At 71.9% G+C, this 17,570-nt stretch carries 20 protein-coding genes; 9 read left to right on the top strand and 11 right to left on the bottom strand.

Features of this window, described 5'->3' with window-relative positions; all coding sequences use genetic code 11:
* The first annotated feature begins 5 nt into the window (after positions 1-5).
* The 3 genes from HHL10_RS16755 (at position 6) to HHL10_RS16745 (ending at position 3,052) form a co-directional block, all read left to right on the top strand.
* Positions 6-827 (top strand): ABC transporter permease, encoded by an 822-nt coding sequence (locus tag HHL10_RS16755; RefSeq protein WP_169161539.1) that lies wholly within the window; start codon positions 6-8, stop codon positions 825-827.
* Positions 828-874: 47 nt separating this feature from the next.
* Positions 875-1,843: an agmatinase gene (speB, locus tag HHL10_RS16750; protein WP_169161538.1), complete on the top strand. Its 969-nt coding sequence runs from the start codon at positions 875-877 to the stop codon at positions 1,841-1,843.
* Positions 1,844-2,026: 183 nt separating this feature from the next.
* Positions 2,027-3,052, top strand: coding sequence for a lysylphosphatidylglycerol synthase domain-containing protein (locus HHL10_RS16745; RefSeq protein WP_169161537.1), 1,026 nt, complete (start codon positions 2,027-2,029; stop codon positions 3,050-3,052).
* A 52-nt stretch (positions 3,053-3,104) separates the two neighbouring features.
* Here the strand turns inward: HHL10_RS16745 and HHL10_RS16740 are convergent, their stop codons facing one another.
* From HHL10_RS16740 to HHL10_RS16730, 3 genes are all read right to left on the bottom strand, one after another.
* Positions 3,105-3,404: an EscU/YscU/HrcU family type III secretion system export apparatus switch protein gene (locus HHL10_RS16740; protein ID WP_169161536.1), complete on the bottom strand. Its 300-nt coding sequence runs from the start codon at positions 3,402-3,404 to the stop codon at positions 3,105-3,107.
* Between the two features lie 16 nt (positions 3,405-3,420).
* Entirely contained in the window at positions 3,421-4,278 is an 858-nt protein-coding gene (locus HHL10_RS16735) for a hypothetical protein (RefSeq protein ID WP_169161535.1), read from the bottom strand.
* Between the two features lie 77 nt (positions 4,279-4,355).
* Positions 4,356-4,514 (bottom strand): hypothetical protein, encoded by a 159-nt coding sequence (locus HHL10_RS16730; protein WP_205833082.1) that lies wholly within the window; start codon positions 4,512-4,514, stop codon positions 4,356-4,358.
* Positions 4,515-4,665: 151 nt separating this feature from the next.
* Here HHL10_RS16730 and HHL10_RS16725 point away from each other — a divergent pair, with 151 nt between their 5' ends.
* A complete protein-coding gene (locus tag HHL10_RS16725) occupies positions 4,666-5,589 on the top strand; it encodes a LysR family transcriptional regulator (protein WP_169161534.1) in 924 nt (307 codons plus the stop codon).
* A gap of 1 nt (position 5,590) precedes the next feature.
* On the opposite strand, the gene HHL10_RS16720 is transcribed toward HHL10_RS16725, so the two are convergent.
* Positions 5,591-6,931: a sigma-54 interaction domain-containing protein gene (locus tag HHL10_RS16720; RefSeq protein WP_169161533.1), complete on the bottom strand. Its 1,341-nt coding sequence runs from the start codon at positions 6,929-6,931 to the stop codon at positions 5,591-5,593.
* A 224-nt stretch (positions 6,932-7,155) separates the two neighbouring features.
* Here HHL10_RS16720 and HHL10_RS16715 point away from each other — a divergent pair, with 224 nt between their 5' ends.
* Positions 7,156-7,812, top strand: a complete 657-nt coding sequence (locus HHL10_RS16715; protein WP_235971552.1) for an MBL fold metallo-hydrolase — start codon at positions 7,156-7,158, stop codon at positions 7,810-7,812.
* A gap of 123 nt (positions 7,813-7,935) precedes the next feature.
* On the top strand, positions 7,936-8,403 hold the full coding sequence (locus HHL10_RS16710) for a methyltransferase family protein (protein ID WP_169161532.1): 468 nt from the start codon (positions 7,936-7,938) through the stop codon (positions 8,401-8,403).
* Here HHL10_RS16710 and HHL10_RS16705 read toward each other — a convergent pair.
* The 3 genes from HHL10_RS16705 to HHL10_RS16695 all read right to left on the bottom strand — a co-directional run bounded on the left by HHL10_RS16705 (position 8,400) and on the right by HHL10_RS16695 (position 9,894).
* Positions 8,400-9,227, bottom strand: coding sequence for a hypothetical protein (locus HHL10_RS16705; RefSeq protein ID WP_169161531.1), 828 nt, complete (start codon positions 9,225-9,227; stop codon positions 8,400-8,402). The two genes, HHL10_RS16710 and HHL10_RS16705, sit on opposite strands and share 4 nt — an antisense overlap.
* A 170-nt stretch (positions 9,228-9,397) precedes the next feature.
* Positions 9,398-9,589, bottom strand: a complete 192-nt coding sequence (locus HHL10_RS16700) for a hypothetical protein (protein WP_169161530.1) — start codon at positions 9,587-9,589, stop codon at positions 9,398-9,400.
* A gap of 35 nt (positions 9,590-9,624) precedes the next feature.
* Positions 9,625-9,894 (bottom strand): PqqD family protein, encoded by a 270-nt coding sequence (locus HHL10_RS16695; RefSeq protein ID WP_169161529.1) that lies wholly within the window; start codon positions 9,892-9,894, stop codon positions 9,625-9,627.
* Positions 9,895-10,060: 166 nt separating this feature from the next.
* Here HHL10_RS16695 and HHL10_RS16690 point away from each other — a divergent pair, with 166 nt between their 5' ends.
* From HHL10_RS16690 to HHL10_RS16680, 3 genes are all read left to right on the top strand, one after another.
* Entirely contained in the window at positions 10,061-11,122 is a 1,062-nt protein-coding gene (locus HHL10_RS16690) for a nucleotidyltransferase family protein (RefSeq protein WP_169161528.1), read from the top strand.
* A gap of 353 nt (positions 11,123-11,475) precedes the next feature.
* Positions 11,476-12,081, top strand: a complete 606-nt coding sequence (gene petA, locus HHL10_RS16685) for a ubiquinol-cytochrome c reductase iron-sulfur subunit (RefSeq protein WP_169161527.1) — start codon at positions 11,476-11,478, stop codon at positions 12,079-12,081.
* 100 nt (positions 12,082-12,181) lie between these two features.
* Positions 12,182-13,003 (top strand): TlpA disulfide reductase family protein, encoded by an 822-nt coding sequence (locus HHL10_RS16680; protein ID WP_169161526.1) that lies wholly within the window; start codon positions 12,182-12,184, stop codon positions 13,001-13,003.
* Positions 13,004-13,087: 84 nt separating this feature from the next.
* Here the strand turns inward: HHL10_RS16680 and HHL10_RS16675 are convergent, their stop codons facing one another.
* From HHL10_RS16675 to HHL10_RS16660, 4 genes are read right to left on the bottom strand one after another with little or no spacing between them, the layout of a single operon-like run.
* Positions 13,088-13,927, bottom strand: coding sequence for an ABC transporter permease (locus HHL10_RS16675; RefSeq protein ID WP_169161525.1), 840 nt, complete (start codon positions 13,925-13,927; stop codon positions 13,088-13,090).
* The gene (locus tag HHL10_RS16670; protein ID WP_169161524.1) at positions 13,924-14,952 is read right to left on the bottom strand and encodes an ABC transporter permease; all 1,029 of its coding nucleotides are present in this window, start codon (positions 14,950-14,952) and stop codon (positions 13,924-13,926) included. The genes HHL10_RS16675 and HHL10_RS16670 overlap by 4 nt, the downstream gene beginning before the upstream one ends.
* Positions 14,949-16,049 (bottom strand): ABC transporter ATP-binding protein, encoded by a 1,101-nt coding sequence (locus tag HHL10_RS16665; RefSeq protein WP_169161523.1) that lies wholly within the window; start codon positions 16,047-16,049, stop codon positions 14,949-14,951. The genes HHL10_RS16670 and HHL10_RS16665 overlap by 4 nt, the downstream gene beginning before the upstream one ends.
* A gap of 23 nt (positions 16,050-16,072) precedes the next feature.
* Positions 16,073-17,551 (bottom strand): DUF3138 family protein, encoded by a 1,479-nt coding sequence (locus tag HHL10_RS16660; RefSeq protein WP_169161522.1) that lies wholly within the window; start codon positions 17,549-17,551, stop codon positions 16,073-16,075.
* Positions 17,552-17,570: the final 19 nt, after the last annotated feature.

The raw sequence follows: 17,570 nt of genomic DNA, 5'->3' as shown, positions 1-17,570 counted from the left end.
GCGCCATGCGACGACTGCTGCCTGAGTTCCCCGCCTACGCCACGCCGCTGGACAAGCTGGGCTGGTGGGCGCTGCGCGCGCTGTGCGTGGCCGTGCTGCTGTACCTGCTGCTGCCGATCCTGGCCATCGTGCCGCTGTCCTTCTCGGCCAGCTCCTTCCTGGCCTACCCGATGCCGGGCTGGTCGCTGCAGTGGTACGAGCAGCTGTGGGCCTCCGACGACTGGGCCCGTGCCGCGCGCAACAGTTTCATCGTGGCCCCGCTGGCGACGCTGCTGGCCACGGTGCTGGGCACGCTCGCGGCCGTGGGCCTGTCGCGCGTGCAGTTCAGAGGCAAGTCTTTGCTGATGAGCGTGCTGATCGCGCCGATGGTGGTGCCCATCGTCGTGGTCGGCGTGGGCACCTACCTCGTGTTCGCGCGCATCGGCCTGGCCGACACGTACCTGGGCCTGGTGCTGGCGCATGCGGCGCTGGGCGCGCCCTTCGTGCTCACCACCGTGCTGGCGACGCTGCAGGGTTTCAATCACAACCTGGTGCGCGCCAGCCTGGGCCTGGGGGCGGGGCCGATTGAAACTTTCTTCCGCGTCACGCTGCCGGTGATCGCGCCGGGCGTCATCTCCGGCGCGCTGTTCGCCTTCGCCACCAGCTTCGACGAGGTGGTGGTGACGCTGTTCATCGCCGGCCCGGAGCAGGCGACGCTGCCGCGGCAGATGTTCACGGGCATCCGCGAGAACATCAATCCGACCATCGCCGCGGTGGCAACGCTGTTGATCCTGTTCACCACCGCGCTGATGCTGACGCTGGAGTGGATTCGCGGCCGCCGCCGCTGAGACCCTCCACGCTGCGCCGCGCGCTCACTTGCTGTTTTCCGACTCCCATGAGCGCTTCCGACGACCGTCCCGCCCTCAACCAGCCGCTCAGCGGCAACGCCATGCCGCGCTTCGGCGGCCTGGCCACCATGATGCGGCTGCCGGCCGCGGACTCGCCCGAGGGGCTGGACGCGGCCTTCATCGGCATCCCGCTGGACATCGGCACCAGCCACCGCCCCGGCGCGCGCTTCGGCCCGCGCCAGGTGCGGGCCGAGTCGGCGCTGCTGCGGCCCTACAACATGGCCACCGGCGCCGCGCCCTTCGACACGCTGCAGGTGGCCGACCTGGGCGACGTGCCCGTCAACACCTACTCGCTGGAGAAGTCGCTGGAGATCATCACCGGCTTCTATCGGCGTGTGCTGGCCGCGGGCTGCCGTCCGCTGACCATCGGCGGCGACCACACCATCGCGCTGCCCATCCTGCGCGCGGTGGCCGAGCGCCACGGCCCGGTGGCGCTGGTGCACGTGGATGCGCACGCCGACGTGAACGACACCATGTTCGGCGAGCGCATCGCCCATGGCACGCCCTTCAGGCGCGCGCTGGAGGAGGGGCTGCTGCGCGGTGAGAAGGTGTGGCAGATCGGCCTGCGCGGCACCGGCTATGCCGCGGACGACTTCGACTGGCCGCGCAGCCAGGGCTTCAACATCGTCCCGGCGCACGAGGTGTGGTGGCGCTCGCTGCAGCCGCTGATGGCCCATGTGCGCGAGTCCATCGGCGACGGGGTGCCGGTGTACCTGAGCTTCGACATCGACGGCATCGACCCGGCCTATGCCGGCGGCACCGGCACGCCGGAAATCGGCGGGCTGACGGTGCCGCAGGCGCTGGAGATCGTGCGCGGGCTGCGCGGCCTCGATCTCGTGGGTGCCGACCTGGTCGAGGTGTCCCCTCCCTACGACCCGTCCGGCAACACCGCGCTGCTGGGCGCCAACCTGGTCTACGAAATGCTGTGCGTGCTGCCGGGGGTGCGGGTGCGTTGAGGGCGGGCGCGCCCGGTCAGGGATTGCTGGCGCCACGTCAAGCGAGGCCCGGACGGCCAGCGGCGTGACGGCCGGGGCACGGGTGGCAGGCGCCGTCCGGCACCATCGTCGGAAAGCGCCTACAGCAAGGCGCGGCGGCGGCGTCTGGCGGGCGCGGGCTGGCGCCTGGAACATGGCCTCACCATGCTGACCGACGCGCCTCCCGCCCCGACCAGCCCGCTCTGGGCTTCCCTGTCCGCCGCCTGGCCCCGCATCCGCCGCTGGCTGGTGCCGGCTTTCGGCCTGCTGGTGCTGGGGCTGCTGCTGTCGCGCGCGCACCAGATCGACTGGACCGGCGCCTGGGCCGCGCTCAAGCGCCAGCCGCTGCAGGTGCTGCTTCTGGCCTGGCTGTTCGCCACGATCAGCCACGCCGTCTACGGCTGCTACGACCTCATCGGCCGCGGCCATGTGCGGCACCGCGTCGCGCGCTGGCGCACCTGGGCCATTGCCGTCGCCAGCTATGCCTTCAACCTGAACCTGGGCTCGCTGGTGGGCGGCGTGGCCTTGCGCGCCCGGCTGTACGCCCGCGCCGGGCTGGACGAGGCGACGGTGGCGCAGGTGGTGGGCATCAGCATGGCCACCAACTGGCTGGGCTATGGCCTGTTGGCCGGCAGCCTGTTCGCCGCCGGCGTCATCGCGCTGCCGAGCTCCGCCTTCGTGCCCTCATGGGTGCTGCGCGCCGTGGGCGTGCTGATGGTGCTGCTGGCGCTGGGCTACGTGCTGGTCTGCGCAAAGTGGCGCGATCGCGAGTGGCGCCTGCGCGGGCGGCGGCTGGAGCTGCCCAACCCCGGGCGCGCCGTCGCGCAGCTGCTGTTCTCGGCCGCGAACTGGGCGCTGATGGGCGCGGTGATGTACCTGCTGCTGGGCGAGCGGCTGCCCTACGGCCAGACGCTGGCGGTGCTGATGGCGGCCTCCATCGTCGGCGTGTTCACGCCCATTCCGGCCGGCCTGGGCGTGCTGGAGGCGGTGTACCTGACGCTGCTGTCGGGCCGCCTGGGCCAGGGCACGGTGCTGGGCGCGGTGCTGGCCTACCGCACGCTCTATTACCTGCTGCCGCTGCTCGGCGGCGTGGCGCTGTACCTGCTGCTGGAGCGCTATGCGGCGAGCCACCCGGGTGATGTGGCCGCCAAGGCGGCGGCCGAGCCGACGGCGATGAGGGACCGCGCTTGAAACTCGGCCCGGGCGCACGGCCTGGGCCGGCCCGCGAAGCGGCGGCCCCGGCTCAATCGGGCTTGTCGCGGGGCTGCAGCCGCCAGATCCACGCCAGGATCTCCGCCACCGCGGCGTAAAGCTCGGGCGGGATCTCGCGGTCCAGCTCCACGTGCATCAGCGCCCGCACCAGCTCGGGCGATTCCGTCACCGGCACGCCCGCGGTGCGGGCCAGATCCAGGATGCGCTGCGCCGTCTCGTTGTAGCCCTTGGCCACCACCTTGGGCGCGCTCATGTCCTGCAAGGCGTCGTAGCTCATCGCCACGGCGGCACGGCGTTTCTCGGGGTCGAGGAGGAGGGCATCGTCGTCCATCGCGCGGTCCTCGGTATCAGGCGGAAGGCGCGTCGGCCTGGCGGCTGCGCACGGAAGGCGCCAGGCCGCGCGCGCTCAGCGCCCCGCGCAGGTCGTCGAGCCGCGCGGCGACTTCATCGGCCAGCGACTCGCTGGAGGCAATGTCCACGAGCATCGGCGCACGCTCGCAGCCGGGCAGGCCGGTTTCGGCGCTCACTTTCAGAAAGCCCTGGTCGGTCTGATGCCGGATGCGCACGCGGGTGATGCGAAAGCCGCCATGCCCATCGGGCTCGCGCTGCAGCTCCAGCTGAAGCGGGCGGCCATCCCAGCGCCGCACTTCCACTGCCGTCTGGCCGGTGAGCGCGGCACACAGCAGCGCGTTGAGCAGCGAGCCCGCCGCCTGCTGCGCCGGTGGGCGCGGCCCTTCGGGCCGGTCGCTGCGCGCGGCCTTCTGCATCGCGGCCTCGTCCGCCGGGCGCCTTTCCTTGGGGACGGCTGCGCCCTCGGTGGAGACGCCTGCCGGGGGCAGGCTCAGCGACTCGGCCAGGGTCCGCGCAATGTGCTGCGACGACGCGGCAGGCTTGGATTCCAGCGCCGCTGCGGGCCGGGGCAGGCCCGGCAGTGCCGGCTCGGCACCCTCCTGCGGCGGCTGCCCCCCGCCTTCGGGCCGCACCAGCACCACGGGCGGGCCGAAGGCGGCCAGTGCGGCCACCGTGCGGCCCATGGGGCTGAGGTCGATGGTCCCGGAGGGCTCGCCCCGCGGCACCAGCGCCGCGGCAGGAGTGACCCCGCGCAGCGCGTTCGGGGTGGCGGCCACGCCCGCGCCGGCCACGTGCAGCGACACCGGCTCCAGGTGGACCAGGTGATCGATGGGGGGCGTGGCGGCAACTTTCACGCCTGGATTCTAGGAAGGCGTCCCGGGCCGGCCGGGCGCGAAAAGCGTGCATACCGCACACCCCGCGCGCCGCTTCGTTACAGGAACATCCCGCCCGAGGCCTCGATGCGCTGGGCATTGACCCGATCCATGTCCTGCGACAGCAGCGCGGCCACCAGCTTGCCGATGTCCTCGGGCCGGCCCACGCGGCCCAGGCCGCGGCTGCCGCCGGTGATGAGGGTGATGCCGTGCTCCATGCTCGGCTCCAGTCTTCGCCAGGAAGGTTCATCAGCCCCGGACGCCAGGGCGGCGGGGGATGGAAAGCACTATATTGGTCAGAATTTCTGGATAGAAGCCCCGATGAATGGCTAGACTGTCCAGGAATCTCGAACAATCCGGAGGTGGTGCATGGACCTGGAAGCGATGCGCATCTTCGTGCGGGTGGCGGAGCTGCAGAGCTTCACGCAGGCGGCACAGGTGCTGGGCCTGCCCCGCGCCACGGTGTCGGCCGCGGTGCAGCGGCTGGAGTCGCAACTGGCGGTGCGGCTGCTGCAGCGCACCACGCGCCAGGTGCGCATGACGCCGGACGGCGAGCGCTTCTACGCGCGCTGCCGCGAGCTGCTGGTGGAGCTGGAGGAGCTGCAGGGCATGTTCCGGCCCGACCCGGCCGGGGTGCAGGGCCGCCTGCGCGTGGACATGCCCACGGGCACGGCGCGGCATGTGGTCGTGCCGCGGCTGCTGGAATTCCTGCAGGCGCACCCCGAGCTGCACATCGAGCTCGGCAGCACCGACCGTCGCGTGGACCTGGTGGGCGAAGGCTTCGACTGCGTGCTGCGCGTGGGGCCGCTGGACGACTCCAGCCTGGTGGCGCGGCCGCTGGGGCATTTCGCGCGGATCAACTGCGCCAGCCGCCCGTACCTGGAGCGCCACGGCGTGCCGCGCACGCCGCAGGAGCTGCGCCAGCACCGCCTGGTGCATTACGCCGCCGCGCTGGGGGCTGCGGCGCCCGGCTTCGAGTACGTCGATCCCGAAGGCGGCGAGGTCCGCCACGTGCCCATGGCGGGCAGCCTGACGGTCAACAACGCCCAGGCCTACGAGGCCGCCTGCCTGGCCGGGCTGGGCATCATCCAGGCGCCGGACGTCGGCCTGCGCCAGCACCTGCGCAGCGGCGAGCTGGTGGAGATCCTGCCCGGGCACCGGGCCGCGCCGCTGCCCGTGACGCTGCTCTACCCCAGCCGCCAGCACATGGCGCGGCGGCTGCAGGTGTTCATGGACTGGCTGCAGTCGGTGTTGCGGCCGCACCTGATGGAAGCGTCCGGCGCGCGGGGGTGATTCAGCTCGCCTTGCCCGCGTCTTCGAGTGCGCGCAGCTTGCGGTAGAGGGAGCGCTCGCTGATGCCCAGCTGCCGCGCCAGCTCGGCGCGGCTGCCCCGGTGCGAGGCCAGCATCGCCGCCAGCGCCTCACGCTCGGCATCGCGCAGCGGCTGGCCGCTGCCGGCCGTGGACGCCTGCAGCGCGGGCCCGGGTTGCGGACGCGCCGTGCCGCGCCGGCCCACGGCCAGCGCCTGCTCGATCTGCGCCGCCTCGATGCGCTCGCCGTCGGTGAGCAGCGCCGCGCGCTCCAGCACGTTGCGCAGCTCGCGCACGTTGCCCGGAAAGTCATGCGCGGCCAGCCGCGCCAGCGCCTCGCGCGCAAGCTGCAGCCGCCGCGGCGCCACGCGCTCCAGCAGCGATTTCGCCAACAGCGGGATGTCCTCGCGCCGCTCGCGCAGCGCCGGCAGCCGGATCGGGAAGGTGCTCAGCCGGTAGTACAGGTCCTCGCGGAAGCGGCCGTCGGCCACCATGGCGTCCAGGTCGCGGTGCGTGGCCGACACCACGCGCACGTCGGCGCGGCGCAGCTCGGTGCTGCCCACGCGGCGGTAGGTGCCGTTCTCCAGCAGCCGCAGCAGCTTCACCTGCATCAGCAGCGGGATGTCGCCGACCTCGTCCAGGAACAAGGTGCCGCCGCTGGCGGCTTCCACCAGCCCGGGACGGCTGGTGTGCGCGCCGGTGAAGGCGCCCTTCTCGTGGCCGAACAGCTCGCTCTCGAACAGCGTCTCGGGGAGGCTGGCGCAGTCCACCACCACCAGCGGCCGAGACGCGCGCAGGCTGACCTCGTGCACCGCGCGCGCCACCAGCTCCTTGCCGGTGCCGGACTCGCCCAGCAGCAGCACGCTGGCCTGCGAGGGCCCCACGCGCGCCACCAGCGCCAGCATCTCCTGGAAGGCCGGGGCGCGGCCGATCAGGCCCTGCGCCGCCGGCCGGCCCTCGGCGATGCGCAGCGGCTCCATCTTCTCGACGTAGAAGGCCGCCTCGCCCGAGGCGTCGCGCACCGGCGCCAGCTCGATGTTGACGTAGGCCTCGCCCCGCGGCGTGTGATGCAGGTGCAGCACGCGCTCGCGCTGGCCGCTCTGGCGCGAGCGCGCCAGCGGACAGCTTTCGCCAGCCTGGTCGCAGGGGCGGTCGAAGTGGTGCGAGACCTCGTAGCAGGTGCGCCCGATCACCGAGCCGCCGGGGCTGAACTGCTGCCGGTAGGCACCATTGGCCGCCACGATGCGGTACTGGCGGTCGAACACGATGTGCGGCTCGGGCAAGCCTTCGAGAAAGGAGACGAGCTCGGGCAGGACGCTGGACATGGCGGGCCTCAACGAAGCGCAGGCGCCGCCGTGCCGGCATTGCCGACACCACGATTGAGGGGGCGCCGGGGCCAGTCTACTGCCAGTCCTGGCAGTCGCCGCTGGCAGCCTGGCCCGACTGGCGGGGCGTCAGCGCCGCAAGCACTTGTCGCCACAGTGGTTTGCGCCTTGGCTTGTACCTGGCCCGCTTCTTGTGATCCGCCTTGCATGACTGCTTTCATGACATGCCGCGCGCGTTGCCCCGGGGCCGCCGCGCCGCGGTGCTGAGCCCGGCCATGTACTTCCGCATGCTGCATGACGAGGCCAGCGGGGCGATGAGCTACCTGCTGGCCGACCTGGACGCCGGCGAGGCGGTGCTGGTCGATCCGCGCGGCGCCGACGTGGCGGTGCTGCGCGCCATGCTGGCCGAGCACCGGCTGCGGCTGCGCTGGGTGCTGCGCACGCATGAGCACGATGCCGCGCTGCCTGAAGCCGAACGGCGTGCGCTCGAGGCGCTGCAGGCGCCGCGCGTGGCCGCGCGTCCGGCACCGGACGGCGTGGTGAGCTTTGGCGACGAGATGCTGCGCACGCTGGCCACGCCCGGCCACACCGCGAGCTGCCTGAGCTTTCTGTGGCGCGACCGGCTGTTCTGCGGCGGGTTGCTGGCGGTGGACGCCTGTCCTTACCAGCCGCGTCCGGCCATGCCCGAGGCGCTGTGGGACAGCGTCACGCGCGAGGTGTTCACCCTGCCGGCGGAGACGCTGCTGTTCAGCGGCCACGCGCGGGCCGCGCGGGCGGTGAGCCAGGTGCTGGAGCAGCGGCGCACGCATCCCTGGTTTGCCGGGGCCAGCCGTGACGAGTTCCTTGCCCGCGTGGCCGCGCTTGCGCCAGCGCCGCCGTGAACGCCGCGCCTGGGCCTGGGCCTGGGCCTGGACGGTGCCTCATGCCGCGCGCCCGCAGGCGGACTACGGTGCGGGCCGGGGATACTGGCCCGCACCGCTTGCGCGCCTGATCGCCCTGTCGCCATGCCTTCGCAACCGTCTCCCAACGCCTGGCTGGGCGCCGTCCTGGTCGCCTTCCAGTTCACATTCATGGGCCTGCTGGCCGGGCTGGCGCTGGCCGGCCTGCGCAGCCGTCCCATGCCGCCGGACGCGGCGCTGTCGGCGCTGGGCGCCGTGCTGCTGGGCCTGTGGGCGCTGAGCGCCAATCGCCCGGGCAACTTCAACATCCGGCCCACGCCGCGCCCGGGCGGGCGGCTGGTGCAGCACGGGCCTTACCGCTGGATCAGGCATCCGATGTACAGCGCCGTGCTGCTGGCCGGCTTGGCGACGGCACGCATGGCGCAGGGGCCGGCCGCATGGGTGGTGCTGGCAGCCCTGGCCGCGGTGCTGCTGGTCAAGGCCGGGCTGGAGGAAAGGGCCCTTGGGGCCCTGCATCCGGGCTACGCCGACTATGTCCGGCGCACGCGGCGCTTCATTCCGGGCCTGTTCTAGGCGGGCAGCCGGCTGTGCGCCAGGTCCTGCACCAGGGTGCAGGTGGCGCCCAGGTCGGCGCCGGCCAGCGACCAGCAGGGCACGCTCTTGACCAGCCCCACGACGACGTCCATGCCGTGGCGTGAATGAGCCAGGGCATTGAGCGTGTGGACATAGGCGCGGGCCCCGGCTTCGGCAGCGTGCAGGCGGCGCAGCTCGGGCTCGCGTCGTGCCGGGTCATGCCGCACGAAGATCAGGCCGCCCACCGGGCACGGGCTGTCGGCCATGCTGCCGGGCAGCGCCGCCACCGGCACGTGCAGCGTGCGCTCCAGGTCGATCACCTGCTCGGCCGGGAATGGGTAAGGACCGGGCGGCGGGCGCTTGAGGCACAAGGCGTGCGGGTAGGCGTGCACGGCCATCGTCTCCAGGTCCACCGCGCTGAGCTCGTCGCTGAGGTAGCGGAAGCCGTGGTGCAGCAGCCCCCACGCGGTGGTGGACTTGCCGGCCCCGGAATCGCCGGCCAGCAGCCAGGCTTGGCCGTTGCACTCCAGCGCCGCGGCGTGCAGGTACAGCAGCTCGGGCCGCCGCCACTGCAGCCCGATGATGAGGTCCTTCTCCAGGTGGAACAGCAGCTCGCAGAGGTCCTCGGCCAGCACCGGCTCGCGGCCCTCGCGGCGCAGCACGTAGCCGTCGCCCGCGGGAGCGCGGGCCAGCGTGTAGTCCAGGTCGGACCAGACCGAGTCGCGCGCGCGGGGTAGGGCCGCGAAGTTGGCGCGCACCACCTGCGCCGTGGCGTCGTCGTCGCAGCTGATGTGCACGGTCTGCTCCAGGACCTGGAACGACATCGCGCGCTGTTCGTCCTGCCGAGCCGGTCGGGCCTGCGGGAATGGAATGGAAGTGCTGAGCACCGTGGTCCCTCCGTGACGTGTTGTGGTGGCGGGTGATCACCCGGGAAAAGCAGCGCCGGCGCTCGGTGGTACCGAGACGCCGGCGCGGGTGGCTTGCGGGGCGCCGCTCAGGGCTTCTTGTCGCCCTTGCCGCCCTTGCCGTTGCCGGGATCGTCCTTGGGGCCTTTGCCCTTGCCCGGGTTGTCCTTGCGGGAGCCCGCCTTGGCGAACTCGGGGGCAGCGGCCAGCGTCAGGATCGCGGGGGCGACGTAAGCCCCGCGTTTGACAAAGTTGCGGCGGGAAGTGTCAGGTGAAGCCATCTTGTCTCCTTGGGTGGATGGATGCCGGGCGGGCGTCACGCGCGCGCGCTCAGCAGGTTCAGTGACGCCAGTTGCTGCAGCGTCTGCTGCACGTCCGCCAGCGCGAGAGCTTCATCGACCGTGAAGTCCGCGGCCAATGCGGCCGCGATGGCTGGCGGGTCAGCTCCTTCGCGGCACATGCGCCAGACGATGCTGGCCGTGCGATTGAGCTGGTGGATGTGGTTGGATGCGGTGTCCAGGACGAGCAGCTCGCCGTCCACCTCGCGGACTATCATGCCCGGCGACCCCGGGCTGGTCGTACCCATCAAAGGTTCCCCTCCTTAACCTCTACAGCACACGCCGGCCTCGACGCCGTACTTCGTACATGCCAATTGCCATGCGTTCGCCGATGTTCGGGCCTGAAACTGCACCATGGCCCGAAAAGGGGCCCCCGAAGGTGTGGGTCAACCGATTCAATCCGTTTCCGCCGGCATGCCCGCGACGCTGAGCGGGCTGCTGCTGGCGCATGCCGCCATGGGGGTGCCGCTGCCGGCCGGGCATCCGTTCTTCTCGGCCACGGCGCCCGAGGAACAGGACCGGGAGTTCCAGTGGCTGATGGAGGGCGGGCTGGGCGCGCTGCTGGCGCATGCCACGCGCGATGAGCCCGACGTCCTGCCCGCACGCTGGCGCGACGCGCTGCGCGCGGCCGAGCTGACGGCCCGCGTGCGCCAGGCACCCCTGCTGGAGTCGGCCGCCGAGCTGATCGATCTGTGCCGCCGCCTGGGTATCGAGCCGACGCTGCTCAAGGGCATTTCCGTCAGCGAGCAGCTCTACCCGGCGCCGCACCTGCGGCCGATGTCGGACATCGACGTGCTGCTGCCCGTTCAGCAGCACGATGAAGTTGCGCGCGCACTCACCAGCGAGGATGGCGGCTGGGAGGTGATGGATTTCCAGGCGCGTGCGGGCCTGCACCATGGCGCGCCGCTGCGCCACCGCGCTCGCGGCACGGTCCTGGAGCTGCACCGAGCGCTGTTCCCGGACGACTCGCCCTTCAGCGTGGGCCGGCTCTTCGCGCCGGACGAGGTGCTGGCGCGCGTGGTGCCGTCGAGCTTCCGCGGCCAGCCGGTGCGCAGGCTGCCCGCGGAGCTGCAGCTGGCCTATATCGCCGCGTCATGGTTCAACGACATGACGGAGCTGCAGGTTCATCCCAGCTTCCTGCCATCAGTCTTCGACGCCGCCTACCTGCTGCGCCGCTTTGGCGATTCGCTGGACTGGCGCGCCTTGCGCAACTGGCTGGACGATGGCATGACCCGGGGCTGCCTTTACGCGCTGCTGAGCTATCTGCCGCGCTTCGGCGCTCCGCCCGCGCCCGGCGACTTCACCGCCTGGCTGGCCGCCTCGCAGGACGTGGTGGGGCCGCTGCAACTGCGCCTCATCCACCGCATGCTCGACCGCCACCTGCTGGCCGCACGGCCCTGGACGCTGCCTTTCCCGCCGCCGGTGCCCGGCCGCTACAGCTTGCGCCACCAGTGGCGCAAGCGCGTGAGCGGCTGAGCGCGCCGCGCCAAGGGACGAACCTTCGACGTTGCGCGCGCCACCTGGTCGGGAAGCAGCCTCGTTCGAGCCTGCCTTGGCTGCGCCGAGGCGGGCTGGTGATCGGTCCCGGCACCCCGGTGCCGCCGTGAGCCACGCTGCGCGCCAGGCGGCGAGGCGGCGCCGTGCAGCCGCCACGGGCCGCGCGGCGCACTGACAGCGGTGGCAGCCATGGCAGTGTGGCTCGGGTCCGCACTGGTGCTCGGCCGGTGCAACTGCCCGCCGCGCAAGGGATTCTTGGGGTTGCCCTGCCTTGGCCCGCATCTTGATTGAGAAGGCCGGTTTGACTGCCGCCACATGGCAAAGGACTCCACATGACCGAGCTGACCCTTCCTTCTCCGGGCGTCCCCGACCCTGAGCGCCGCACCTGGCTGCTGGCCGCCACCGGTGCCGGCGGCGCGGCGGCGGTGGCCACGGCCATCCCGTTCGGCTCGACCTTCGCACCCAGCGAGCGCGCCAAGGCGATGGGCGCGGCCGTGGAGGTGGACATCGCCGACATCCCGCCCGGCGGCATGAAGACGGTGGAGTGGCGCGGCAAGCCGGTGTGGGTGCTGCGCCGCACGCCCGAGATGATCGCGGCGCTGCGGAAGAACCTCGATGCGCTGGCCGACCCCGCCTCGGCCAAGGACCAGCAACCCGATTACGCGCGCAACGACACCCGCTCGATCCGCCAGGACGTCTTCGTGGCCGTGGGCATTTGCACGCACCTGGGCTGCTCGCCCAGCGCGGTGCCGGCCGGAAGCGGCAATCCCAGCGTGCCCGCGGACTGGGCCGGCGGCTTCCTGTGCCCTTGCCATGGCTCGAGCTTCGACGGGGCGGGGCGCGTCTTCCGCAACAAGCCGGCACCCACCAACCTGGAGATTCCGCCGCACCGCTTCATCGGCGCCACGCGGCTGCTGATCGGCGACGACGCGGCCTGACGCTCGTCGGAACGGCGCAGCCTTCTCAACGGCAGGCCGCCAGCCGGCGGCGTGGGATGCTCCGCATTCCTGAGCCCGGCCGTTGCGGCCCACTGAACCCATGCTGTCCATCTCCCTCGGTCCGCTGGCGCTGCCCGTTGCCCCGCTGCTGCTGCTGGCGGCGCTGTGGCTCGCCATCCTCGTGGCGCGGCGCCTGGCAGGCAGCGAGGCCGCGCAGGCCGAGCGCGCGGTCTGGGGCGCGGCCGTCGCGGGGCTCATTGCCGCGCGCATCGGTCATGTGCTCATGCATGCGCGGCCCTACCTGGACAGTCCCTGGGCGGTGCTGGACCTGCGCGACGGCGGCTGGGAGGACAGCGTGGGCGTGGCCGTGGCCGCGCTGTGGCTGGCCGAGCGCTGCCGCACGCGGCCCGGGCTGCGCCGCCCGGTGGTGGCCGGCTCGCTGGCGGGCATGTGCGCGTGGGTGCTGGGCAGCGTGGCCGTGCTGGCCGCCGGCGGCGAGGCCGCGCGCACGCCCGCGCCCGACATCGCCCTCGCCGAGCTCGACGGCGGCCGCACGCTGCGCCTGCCCGAGGCGCTGCAGGGCCGGCCCGCCGTGGTCAACCTGTGGGCGAGCTGGTGCGGACCGTGCCGCGCCGAGATGCCGGTGCTGGACGCGGCGCGCCGCCGCGACACCGACATCCGCTTCCTGCTCGTCAACCAGGGCGAATCCGCCGCCGTGGTGCGCGCCTATCTGCAGCGCGAGGGCCTGTCATCCGACGGCGTCTGGCTCGATGCCGACAAGGCGCTGGGTCCGGCCGTGGGCTCGCAGGGCCTGCCCACCACGCTGTTCTTCGACGCGCAGGGCCGCCGCGTCCATGCCCACCTGGGCGCGCTCAACGACGCCGCGCTGCAGGTGCGGCTCAAGCAGCTGCGCGAGCGCTGAATCGTTGCGGCGCTGCGCACCGGCTGAAGGCCCGGTGCCGCGGCGGGCGCGATGGGGCGCGTGGGTTGGCCCGCGGTGGCGCGCTCAACCCTGGCCGGCCGCCTTCTGTTCCCGCCACAGCCGGCGCTCGCGCCGCGCGATGAGGTAGCTCGAACCGATCACGAACACGGCCACCACGGCGATGACCACGGTGGCCAGCGCGTTGACGGTCGGGTCCAGGCCCAGCCGCGCGCGCGAGAAGATCACCAGCGGCAGCGTGGTGGCGCCGGGGCCGGAGAGGAAGGCCGAGATCACCACGTCGTCCAGCGACAGCGTGAAGGTCAGCAGCCAGGCCGCCAGCATCGACTGGGAAATGATGGGCAGCGTCACCAGGAAGAACACCTGCCACGGGCGCGCGCCCAGGTCCTGCGCCGCTTCCTCGTACTGCGGATTGAGGTCGCGCAGCCGTGCCGCGATCACCACCGTGGCGTAGGCCATGCCCACCAGCAGGTGGCCCAGCCAGATCGTTAGCAGCCCGCGCTCGGGGAAGCCCGTGGCGCGCTGCACCGACACCAGCATCAGCAGCAGCGACAGGCCCACGATCACCTCCGGCATTACCAGCGGGGCGTTGACCATGCCCGAGAACAGCGCCCGGCCGCGAAAGCGCGGGAAGCGTTGCAGCGTGAAGGCCGCCAGCGTGCCCAGCACCACCGCGCCGGTGGCCGAGGCCGCGGCCACGCGCAGCGACAGCCACAGCGCGGCGCGGATGTCGGCGTCCTCCAGCAGCTTGCGGTACCAGCGCAGCGAGAAGCCGCCCCAGACGTTGGGTAGCGTCGAGTCGCTGAAGCTGAACAGCACCAGCGACACGATGGGCAGGTAGAGGAAGGTGAAGCCCGCGAGCAGCCACAGGCGGGCGGTCCAGCGTCCGGCGGCGGTGCTGATCATGGGCGCGGCTCCGCGGCGCGGGCCTGGTTGGCGTTGAACAGCGCCAGCGGCACCAGGATCAGCAGCACCATCACCACCGCGACGGCCGAGGCCATGGGCCAGTCGTTGTTGCTGAAGAACTCGTCCCACAGCACGCGGCCGATCATCAGCGTCTGCGGCCCGCCCAGCAGCTCCGGAATGACGTACTCGCCCACGCAGGGAATGAACACCAGCATGGCGCCGGCGACGATGCCCGCGCGCGACAGCGGCACCGTCACGCCCCAGAAGGCCTGCCAGGGCGTGGCGCCCAGGTCCTGCGCCGCCTCCAGCAGCCGAAGGTCCAGCTTGGCGAGGTTGGCGTACAGCGGCAGCACCATGAAGGGCAGGTACGTGTAGACCATGCCCAGCACCAGCGAGAAGGGGCTGTACATGTACTGCCCCAGCGCGGGAATGGCCCCCAGCGCCAGCAGCAGGTGGTCGAGCTTCAGTTGCGTGAGCGCGATGCCGACCCAGCCCGTCTCGGCATCGAGCAGGCCCTTCCAGGCGTAGACGCGCAGCAGGAAGCTGGTCCAGAACGGCAGCATCACGCCCATGAGCAGCAGCGGCTGCAGCGAGGGCGCCGAGCGCGCCATGAAGTAGGCGAAGGGATAGCCGATGCCCAGGCACAGCAGCGTCGTCACCGCCGCGTAGGCCAGCGACAGCGCGTAGGTGCGCCAGTACAGGCCGTCGTTGAAGAGCATGGCGTAGTTGCCCAGCTCCAGCGTCAGCGTCACGCGGCCGTCGGCGTACTTGAGCAGCTCGCTCACCAGCGCGCCGTCCATGGACGCGAAGCTGATGCGCAGCACGATCAGGAAGGGCAGCAGGAAGAACACCACCAACCAGCCGAAGGGCACGCCGATGACGGCACGGCGCCCGCCCGGGCGGCGCAGCCACCCCGCGCGGGGCACAGGCGCGGTGGCTGCGTCCACGGGCTCCGGCAGCGCGGACACCGGCGCCACGCGGGCCGTGGCCGCGGCCGGCGTGGCGGGCGAGGGCAGGGCGCTCATTGCGTCAGCACCACCTGCGCCGTGGGCCGCCAATGCGCCCACACCAGCTCGCCCACGGCGGGGCCTTCGGCATGGCGGTCCTCGTTCTCGACGTTGACCTTGAGCACCGCGCCGCTGGCGAGCTGCAGGTGGTAGAGCGTGAAGCTGCCGAAATAGGACAGCGCCGCCACCCGGCCCTGCACCTGGTTGAATCCTTGCGTGCCCGAAGGTGGCGCGGCGCCGATTGAAATCTTCTCCGGCCGCAGCGCCACCGTCACCGGCATGCCGGCGTAGCCGGTGATGCCGTGGCCGATGTGATGTGTCACGTCGGCGCACTCCACCACCACGCGGTCGGGCTCGTCCACGGTGATGCGGCCGTCCATGAGGTTGACGTTGCCGATGAAGTCGGCCACGAAGCGGGTGCCGGGGGTCTCGTACACGTCCGCGGGCGGGCCCACCTGCAGCAGCCGGCCCTCGCTCATCACGGCGATGCGCGAGGCCATGGTCATGGCCTCTTCCTGGTCGTGCGTGACCATCACGCAGGTCACGCCCACCGACTTCAGGATGTTCACCAGCTCCAGCTGCGTCTGCTCGCGCAGCTTCTTGTCCAGCGCGCCCAGCGGCTCGTCCAGCAGCAGCAGCCGCGGGCGCTTGGCCAGGCTGCGCGCCAGCGCCACGCGCTGCTGCTGGCCGCCGGAGAGTTGATGCGGCTTGCGCTGCGCGAACCTGCCCAGCTGCGTGAGCTGCAGCATCTCCTCCACGCGCTGCGCGATCTTGGCGCGGGGCAGGCGGTCGCGGCGCAGGCCGAAGGCGATGTTCTCCCACACCGTCAGGTGCGGGAACAGCGCGTAGGACTGGAACATCATGTTCACCGGCCGCGCGTAGGGCGGCTGGCCGGCGAGGTCCTGCCCGTCCAGCACGATGCGCCCGGCCGTGGGCGCCTCGAAGCCGGCGAGCAGGCGCAGCAGCGTGCTCTTGCCGCAGCCCGAGGAGCCCAGCAGCGCGAAGATCTCGCCGCGCGCCACCTCCAGGCTGACGTTGTCCACGGCGCGGAAGTCGCCGAAGTCCTTGACCACCGATTCGATGCGCAGGAACGCATCGGTGCCGAGCTGCTGCATGCCCACTCCTGCTCCCGCTCCCGTCAGAAGCTCACCACCACCGAGGCGCCGAGCAGGTGGTTGGTCTTCTTGTACTCGCCGGTCTCCACGTACTCGAACACCGGCTGGCTGGCGCGGTCGAGGCGGTACTCGGCCTTGAGCGTGGTGTTGGTGTCGAAGGCGTAGAGCAGGCCCAGCGACAGCGCCGCGCGGTTGGCGCCGCGTTCCGGATCGCCGCCGGGCGCGTAGCCGATGCCGTTGTGGGAGTCGTTGGCGGTGTAGCCCAGCAGGCCGCCGCCGTTCTTGCGGTTGTTGATGTAGTCCAGCCGCGCCACCGTCTCGAAGCGGGGCGTGACCTTGTAGGCCACCAGGCCCGACAGGCCCCACCAGCGCGCGTCGCGCAGCGCGCCCGTGAGCGGGTCGGGCGTGATGGCGGCGCGGCGCTGGCGCCCGATGCTGGCCTGGCCCTGCAGCGTCCAGTCGCCGCGGATGAAGGAGCCATCGATCTCGAACAGGTCCACGCGCGATTCGGGCTCCTGCGCCTCCACGTCCATCTGCTTGATCACACCGTCCTCGGGGTCAAGCGCCCATTGCTGGCCCACGACGCGCGTCTTGAAGTTGACCGCCTTGCCGTGCACGCCGGCGAAACCCATGCTGTGGAACTCGCCCTTGGCGTAGTCCACGCGGTAAGCGAAGGCCGGCGTCTTGTTGCCCGAGGGCTTCTTGCTGGCGTTCATGTCGGCCAGCAGGGCCTTGACCATCCACTTGCCCATGGTGTGCTGCACGCCCGCGCCGGTGTAGGAGGTGGGCAGCGTGAAGTCGAAGAGCAGGTTGTGCGTGATGAGCTTGTTGAGCGTGGGCTGCAGGTACTCGTAGCCGGACCAGTCGGGAATGTGGCCGGCCAGCAGGTAGGTGCGCAGGCTGCCCAGCGGCACCATGGCCGAGGCCTCGTGCACGAGGCGGTTGTCGCTGCGGCCCACCGACTCGCTGCCGCGGTTGGGGATGAGCGTGAGGCGGTAGCGCGTGCCGCTGTCGGTTTCCTTCTGGACGTCCAGCGCCACCGCGCCGAAGTAGGAGTTGTCGTAGGTGTAGCCGTCGTCGCCCACGCCGTTGAGGAACTGCAGGCTCGCCGTGTTGCGGGCCCGGTTGGCGATGAAGGAGGGGTCGAGGTAGCCGCTGATCTTCAGGTTCTTGAAGCCGTTGGCGTCGCGCGTGTCCTCCAGCGCCTCGGTCTTGGTAGCGATGCGCGCAAAGTCCTGCGCCTGCTCGGCCGTCATACCCGGCTGCGTCTCGGGGGCGGGTGCAGCCGCGGATGCCGCCGCGACCGGGGCCGGGGCGGGGGCCGGGGTGGCCGCCACGCGCTTCTCCAGCTCGGCCACGCGCTCACGCAGCGCGCGCAGCTCCTTGAGCAGCTCGGCGTTGCTCTGCGCGTGGGCGCCGGGCGCGGCCACGGTGAAGGCTGCGGCCAGCGCGGCGGCGAGCACAGTGCGCCGGGCCGCGCTGGCAGTGTTGTTGTTGTTCATGGCAGGGGTCTGCGCGGGC

Source organism: Azohydromonas caseinilytica (assembly GCF_012927045.1).
GTDB classification, from domain to species: Bacteria; Pseudomonadota; Gammaproteobacteria; order Burkholderiales; family Burkholderiaceae_C; genus Azohydromonas; species Azohydromonas caseinilytica.
This window is presented reverse-complemented; position numbering and strand designations above follow the sequence as displayed.